Origin of the sequence: Trebonia sp. (assembly GCF_049794275.1) — a bacterium.
Classification (GTDB): Bacteria; Actinomycetota; Actinomycetes; order Streptosporangiales; family Streptosporangiaceae; genus Trebonia.
Genome location: NZ_JBARCR010000699.1, coordinates 1 through 5904 on the forward strand (window position 1 = coordinate 1; position 5904 = coordinate 5904).

A 5904-nucleotide genomic window follows, 5' to 3' on the forward strand; every position below is an offset into this window, starting at 1 on the left:
CTGTTCCAGGGCCTGTTCGGCCTGCTCGGCGCGGAGCAGGTATTCGCGGCGGGTCAGGCCGAACGCCCACAGCCCGAGGAACGCGGCCGGGTAGCCGACCAGGGTGCCGAGCGGCGCGCCGACCGCGATGCCGGCGATGAGGAACGCCGCGACCGTCTCGAGGGTGAGCGCCGCCGACACTTCGAAGTCCAGCCTGGAGCCCGCGGCGGAGGTGACCACGCAGCCGATGGCGACGGCCGTGCTGAAGGTGGACAGCCCGGCCAGCGTCCCGCCGGCCGCCGCCAGGACCGCCAGCGCGACGACGACCGCCGGGTAGCGCTCCTCGGAGCGCACCCACGCGATCCAGGCGATCACGCAGACGCCGAGGGCGACGCCGATCGCGATGCCCTGCGCGCCGTCGCCCACGTGCGGAGTGGCGAACGGAACAGTGACCAGCACCATCACGAGGACGAGGGTCCTGATGAGCTCGATCGCCCGCGGCACCTGACCAGGCCCGGTGACCCGGACGTCGTCCGGGGGGCAGGTTCGCGGCGCGCGTCGCGCGGAGAAGGTGCTGAGCACGCCTCCAACGTAACCGGCCAGCCGCGCCCCGCGCGCCGGCGGACGGGTTGACGCCGGGTGGAGGTCCGCGTCTCCACCTCGCCTCCACCTTGACCGCATGTCCACCTCCTGCCGGTTCCCGAAGTATCCACCCGGCATCGAGCCACGGGCCGACGCGCTGCCCGGGGGTCGCTACCTAGCGTGGCATACGTAACGGCAACCGCCACAGCCAGCAACTCAAGGAGTTCCCATGGACGCCAGCGTCTTGATCCCCAACCTTGTGATCCTCGCCAGCGTGCTGCTGTCCGACCTCGGGCAGCGTCCCGTGCGGATCCATCGGCTGATCCGACCGTTCATCGCGGCGGCGGTCATCATCCCGTTCTTCTTCAAGGGCGTCGCTACGTCAGGCAACGGCCTGCTGCTCGAGCTCGCCGCGATCGCGGCGGGCCTGGCCCTGGGTGTGCTGGCCGCCGGGCTGATGCGGGTGTTCTTCGACGAGCGGTCGGGCCGGGTCGTCACCTATGCCGGCCTGTCGTACGCGCTGCTGTGGATCGTCGTCGTCGGCGGCCGCCTCTGGTTCGCCTACGGCTCGCAGCACGTCTTCGGCGCGCAGCTCGGGCACTGGATGCTCGCCAACCAGATCACGGTGAACGCGCTGACCGACGGCCTGATCTTCCTGTCCGTCGGGATGATCCTGGCCCGCACCGGCGCCTTGGCCATCAGGACCCGCCGCGCCGCCGCCGAGCGCGCGGCCCGTACTACGCTGGCCACCCCGGTAACCGCCGCTAGGTAACCCACCGCGCCGCACACGCTGATCCGGCGGCCCCCGCACACGGGGAGCCGCCGGATCGGCGTTTCGCTGGGCTCAGTCGTGACCCAGGCGGCGCAGCGTCTCCGCGGTGTGTTCGTCGGCGCCCTCGCCGGTCGACCCCGCGCCGGCCGAGGTGGAGTGCGCGTAGTCGGAGTCCATGTACTCGCGCAGGAACCGCACCTTGTCGCCGTCGACTTCGATGATGAACACGTACTCGTTCTCGTAGTGGTTCCCGTTCCGCAGGGTTCCCCGGCCGGTCGTCTCGGCCGCCACCCGGGAACCCTCCGCGATCATGGACCGGATCTCGATCTTCGGGTCGCCCGGCTCGAACAGCCCCTCCCTGATCGGCTGCAGGAAGTCGTCGATAATTGCCTTGCGCCCGCGTTGCGCGGGAAGTCCGCGCGCCACGTCGTTGACCTGCCACACGGAGTCGTCGTCGAAGAACTCGCCGACCGCGGCGAAGTCTCCGGTGCCGAGCGTCGCGAAGAACCGCCGCACCACGTCCTTGGGGTCACTGGGAACGTCGGGCATGGACGACCTCCTCATCGCCGTGACGGACGCCCTGATGGTCTCACGCACCCGCGACGCTGGAAAGCGCCGGAACAGGCCATTGGGCCGGGGCCACAGAACCCCGCCCGCGAGCCGCGGCGATCGCTACAAGATCGCGACCGCGTTGGCGGGCGACCCCACGCCTCCGGTCAGGTTGAGCGGCACGGACACGAACAGGAACTCAGACCGTCCCGCCTGTTCGCACGCCGAAGCCAGCGGCCCGAAGTCGAAGAGCTCCCCGATGGCGAACCCGAGGCAGGGGATCAGCCGCGCGTGCAGGGACCCGACTGACGGGTCACCGGGCACCACCTCGACCGCGGGGTTGTCGCAGGCCACGGCCGCCACCCCGGAGTCCCACAGGAACCGCGCCATCGCCTCGCTGCCGGCCAGCCCGGCGGCGGAGTACCCGTGCACGTCCACCATCGTCGTGGCGAGTTCCTCCCGCTGCGCGGGCGACAGCGCGAGGTACTTGTCTATCCACCCGGTCCGCACGCACAGGATGTCGCCGTACCGCAGCGAGACCCCAGCGGCGGACAGCGCCGCCGACAGGTCCTCCGGCGCGAACGCGACCGACGTGAACGGGTCGTACCCGGTCCCCGCACGGGCCGCGAGCATGTCGATCAGCACGCCCCGCCCGATGATCCCCCGCGCCGCCCAGTGATGGATGCCGAGCGGCTGGGGATCGCCGTTCGGCGTGCCCCGCCAGCCGCCGTACCAGCCGTCAGGCCCGCCGACGTGCCGCAGCCCGTCCCACTGCGATGAACATTGCAGGTAGAAGCCGTCCACGAAATCATCGAACGCGGTGGGCCCCATCGGGTACACCGTGTGCTTGAACGCCTGCCGCCCGAAGAACGGCGGGTCGGGCAGCCCGAGCGGCAGCGACACTCCGATCCGCTCGCCGGTCCGCACCGAGGTGGCGGCCGCCGCGACCACCGGCCCGGTCAGCCGGTTCAGCGTGCCGAGCTGATCCCCGGGTCCGTGCAGGTCCCAGGAGTGCCGCAGCCCGGATTCCGGCAGCAGCGGCAATTCATCGAACGGAACGACCACATCGAACGGAACGACCACACTGTCAGCCACAGTCGTGACGTTACCGGACAGCACGCCCGCGACAAGGGGCATGGGGCGGCGGAAAACGACTGGCCCCGCCGCCCCGCGCGATGGCACCGTGGTCCCCATGGCCTCGCACCCGGCAGAACGAGTATGGCGGCAGCTGGCAGGTGCCCCACGGGCGGCGCTTGAGCATGACCTCAGCCAGGCCGACCTCCAGACGCTGCTGCTGGACGTCGCGAGCGAGCGGGCGGCCACGGTGACCCCGGCCAGGCTCATGCGGCGGTGGCGCCAGGACCGTTACGTGACGCCGTCGGACAGTGACCCGCGCAAGGTCTGGCGCACCGAAGCGAGGCTCTGGGCGCTGCTCCCAGGGGAGTTCACTGGCGTCGATCTGTCGCCGGTCACGCCGCTCGGCACCTGCACGGCGCTCGGGCCGGTCAGCCAGAACCGGGTCATCTCCACGATCCGCGGCAGCGAGGTCGTCAGCGACCCGACGAACGTGCTGGCCGTCGAGGCCGCATGGCGACGGCGGGAAGCGATACCCAGAGAAGACCCCGTGCACCTGGCCTGCTGCCAGCCGGTGCTGCGCGCCCAGCCGTTCGACGCGCCGGGCGCCTTCCAGCACTTCCGGCTGTTCGCCCTGGTCACCAGTGCCAGAGACCGGGGATCGGCGGCGACCGAGGCGGCGATGCTCGTCACCCACCTGAAGTTCTGGACCGCGGCGCTCGGCGCGGTAGCCCAGGGCCGCGACGCCACCCTCAGCTATACCGTCTTCGGCTTCCCGCCGCTGACCGAGCGGATGAAAGACACCGTGCTCCCGGCCATCCAGCCGCTGCCCGGCAACGTCACCCTCACCGAGGATCCGGACCGCCAGCACGGCCGTGGCTACTACGAACGCGGGGCGGTCAAGCTCTACGTCGACGGCATGGAGATAGGCGACGGCGGCTTCACGGACTGGACCGCGCAGCTGAACAACGACGCCAAGGAACGCTGCCTGACCTCCTGCGTATCCACCGAACGCCTCGCCGCGCTCACCCCATAGGAGACGAAATGACGCCGCGAGTCCTCACGCCGGACGACGCAGTCGCGGCGGCGGTGACGGTCGAGGCCGCGCTGCGGCCCGTCGCCGGCCGTGACTGGTCGGTCCAGGCAGGCCCGCTCGAGTGGGACGTCGAGCAGACGATCACGCACATGCTCGGCGCGACCGCGAAGTACACCCTGTACCTCGCCAGCCGGTGCCAGCACTTCATCGGGCTGACCGTGCGGCGCTGGCCGGACGCGACCAACGACGAGGTCATCGACTCCGTCGTCCCGGTGGCGACGGGCTTGGCGGCCGTCGCCGCGGTCACGCCGCCCGGCGTACGGGCATACCACGTCACCGGCCAGTCAAGCGCCGCCGATTACGTCGGCCGCGCCTGCGTCGAACTCCTGGTGCACACCGACGACGCCCTCAGCGGTCTCGGCGTCGTGTTCGCGCCGCCCGCGGACCTGTGCCAGCGGGTGCTGGCGCAGCAGTACCCGGACGCCGCTGAAGCGGGCGACAGCTGGCCCGGCGTGCTGGCGGCCACCGGCAGGCCACCCCGCCACTGCCGTTAGAGACAGCAAACCCTACTCCGGCGTAACATCCCGGAACATGACCGCCGTGACCGTCGTCACCGACCTCGACCTGCCAGAGATCGACTACAACCAGCCGGGCTTCGGTCCCGAGACGTACCACGAGCAACTCGCCAAGGCGCGTGAGCACGGCTGGCTCGCCCACTCACCGCTCGCGTTCGTCGTGCTCGACCAGGAGTCCGGCGACTTCTTCCTGCGGGCCAGGCAGACGGCGTTCCCCGGCCGGCAGATCGCCGAGCTCTTCGGTATCACTCAGGGCCCGCTGTATGAGCACATCGACGCCAACATCCTGAACCTCACCGGTGACAAGCACCGCCGCCTGCGCTCGCTGGTCGGGCACGCCTTCACCCCCAGGGCCGCGGACCGCTGGCGTCCCGTCATGCGCGACTTCCTGGCACAGCTGTGGGCCGGCCTCGGCGGTGCCACCCGCACCGAGTTCGTCGCCGCCATCGCCCAGCCCTACCCGTCTCGCACGATCGCCGCCGTCCTCGGCGCCCCCATCGATGACGCCCCCCGGCTGTACTACTGGTCCAACATGGTGCAGCGCCAGTTCGACATCCAGGCGCTGTCCACCCAGATCCCGGACATCGAGCGGGCCGCCCTCGAGGCACGCGAGTACGTGACGCAGCTGCTCGAGCGCCGCAAGACGACCCCGGGCGCCGACTTGATCAGCACCCTCCTGCAGGCCGAAGAACAAGGCGACAAGCTCAGCCACGACGAGTGCGTGGACCTGGTGCTCAACGTGCTCGCCGGGGGAGTGGACACCACCCAGAGCCAGCTAGCGCAGGCGCTGCGGCTGTTCGCCGCTCACCCGGACCAGTGGCGGCTCCTGGGCAGTCAGCCGGAACAGTACGCCAGGCCCGCCGTCACCGAGGTGCTGCGCACCGAGCCGATCGCCCCGTTCACCGCCAGGATCGTGCTCGAGGACATCGACCACCGCGGCGTCCGCTTCCCGGCGGGCACGATCGTCGCGGTCTGCGCCGAACGCGCCAACCGCGAGATCGACGGCGACGCCTTCGACATCACCGCCGCCCGCGACGGCAAGCTCTTCACCTTCGGCGCCGGGCCGCACTTCTGCCTCGGCGCCAACCTCGCCCGCGCCGAGCTGGAGGAAGCCCTCGCGTTCCTCTCCTCCCGGATGCCGGACCTCGCCCTGGACGGCGAGCCGGTCCTCGGCGGCGTGGAGGGAATCTACAACGTCGAGTCGCTGCCCATCAGCTGGACGCCCACGTCGCGAACGTGACCGAGCCCCGGACGTCGGGGCGCGCGGCCGTCAGCCACCCGTCGCGCAGCGCGCGGCCAACCCGGCCCGGGACCGGCAGCGGGACGAGCAGCGCCCG

General features: G+C 71.1%; 7 protein-coding genes. 4 read left to right on the forward strand and 3 right to left on the reverse strand.

Features of this window, described 5'->3' with window-relative positions; translation table 11 throughout:
• Window positions 1-561 (reverse strand): hypothetical protein (locus tag WA805_RS18620; RefSeq protein WP_425242964.1); only part of this gene is annotated, 561 nt, incomplete at its 3' end.
• Window positions 562-790: 229 nt separating this feature from the next.
• On the opposite strand from WA805_RS18620, the gene WA805_RS18625 reads away from it, so the two are divergent.
• Window positions 791-1333, forward strand: coding sequence for a hypothetical protein (locus WA805_RS18625; RefSeq protein ID WP_422286320.1), 543 nt, complete (start codon window positions 791-793; stop codon window positions 1331-1333).
• 72 nt (window positions 1334-1405) lie between these two features.
• Here the strand turns inward: WA805_RS18625 and WA805_RS18630 are convergent, their stop codons facing one another.
• Together WA805_RS18630 and WA805_RS18635 are read right to left on the reverse strand one after the other, a co-directional pair.
• Window positions 1406-1882, reverse strand: a complete 477-nt coding sequence (locus WA805_RS18630) for a nuclear transport factor 2 family protein (RefSeq protein ID WP_422277913.1) — start codon at window positions 1880-1882, stop codon at window positions 1406-1408.
• A 123-nt stretch (window positions 1883-2005) separates the two neighbouring features.
• Complete coding sequence (locus WA805_RS18635; protein ID WP_422286321.1) at window positions 2006-2977, reverse strand: cyclase family protein; 972 nt, start codon at window positions 2975-2977, stop codon at window positions 2006-2008.
• Window positions 2978-3074: 97 nt separating this feature from the next.
• Between WA805_RS18635 and WA805_RS18640 the strand changes: the two genes are divergently transcribed.
• From WA805_RS18640 to WA805_RS18650, 3 genes are read left to right on the forward strand one after another with little or no spacing between them, the layout of a single operon-like run.
• Window positions 3075-3992 (forward strand): hypothetical protein, encoded by a 918-nt coding sequence (locus WA805_RS18640; RefSeq protein WP_422337746.1) that lies wholly within the window; start codon window positions 3075-3077, stop codon window positions 3990-3992.
• Window positions 3993-4000: 8 nt separating this feature from the next.
• Window positions 4001-4546: a hypothetical protein gene (locus WA805_RS18645; RefSeq protein WP_425242965.1), complete on the forward strand. Its 546-nt coding sequence runs from the start codon at window positions 4001-4003 to the stop codon at window positions 4544-4546.
• A 37-nt stretch (window positions 4547-4583) separates the two neighbouring features.
• On the forward strand, window positions 4584-5807 hold the full coding sequence (locus tag WA805_RS18650; RefSeq protein WP_424559795.1) for a cytochrome P450: 1224 nt from the start codon (window positions 4584-4586) through the stop codon (window positions 5805-5807).
• Window positions 5808-5904: the final 97 nt, after the last annotated feature.

What these genes read in the sequence shown, in the direction of transcription:
- WA805_RS18650 (WP_424559795.1), top strand. Translation starts at nt 4,584, where the DNA reads ATGACCGCCGTGACCGTCGTCACCGACCTCGACCTGCCAGAGATCGAC.
- WA805_RS18630 (WP_422277913.1), bottom strand. Translation starts at nt 1,882, where the DNA reads ATGCCCGACGTTCCCAGTGACCCCAAGGACGTGGTGCGGCGGTTCTTC.
- WA805_RS18625 (WP_422286320.1), top strand. Translation starts at nt 791, where the DNA reads ATGGACGCCAGCGTCTTGATCCCCAACCTTGTGATCCTCGCCAGCGTG.
- WA805_RS18640 (WP_422337746.1), top strand. Translation starts at nt 3,075, where the DNA reads ATGGCCTCGCACCCGGCAGAACGAGTATGGCGGCAGCTGGCAGGTGCC.
- WA805_RS18645 (WP_425242965.1), top strand. Translation starts at nt 4,001, where the DNA reads ATGACGCCGCGAGTCCTCACGCCGGACGACGCAGTCGCGGCGGCGGTG.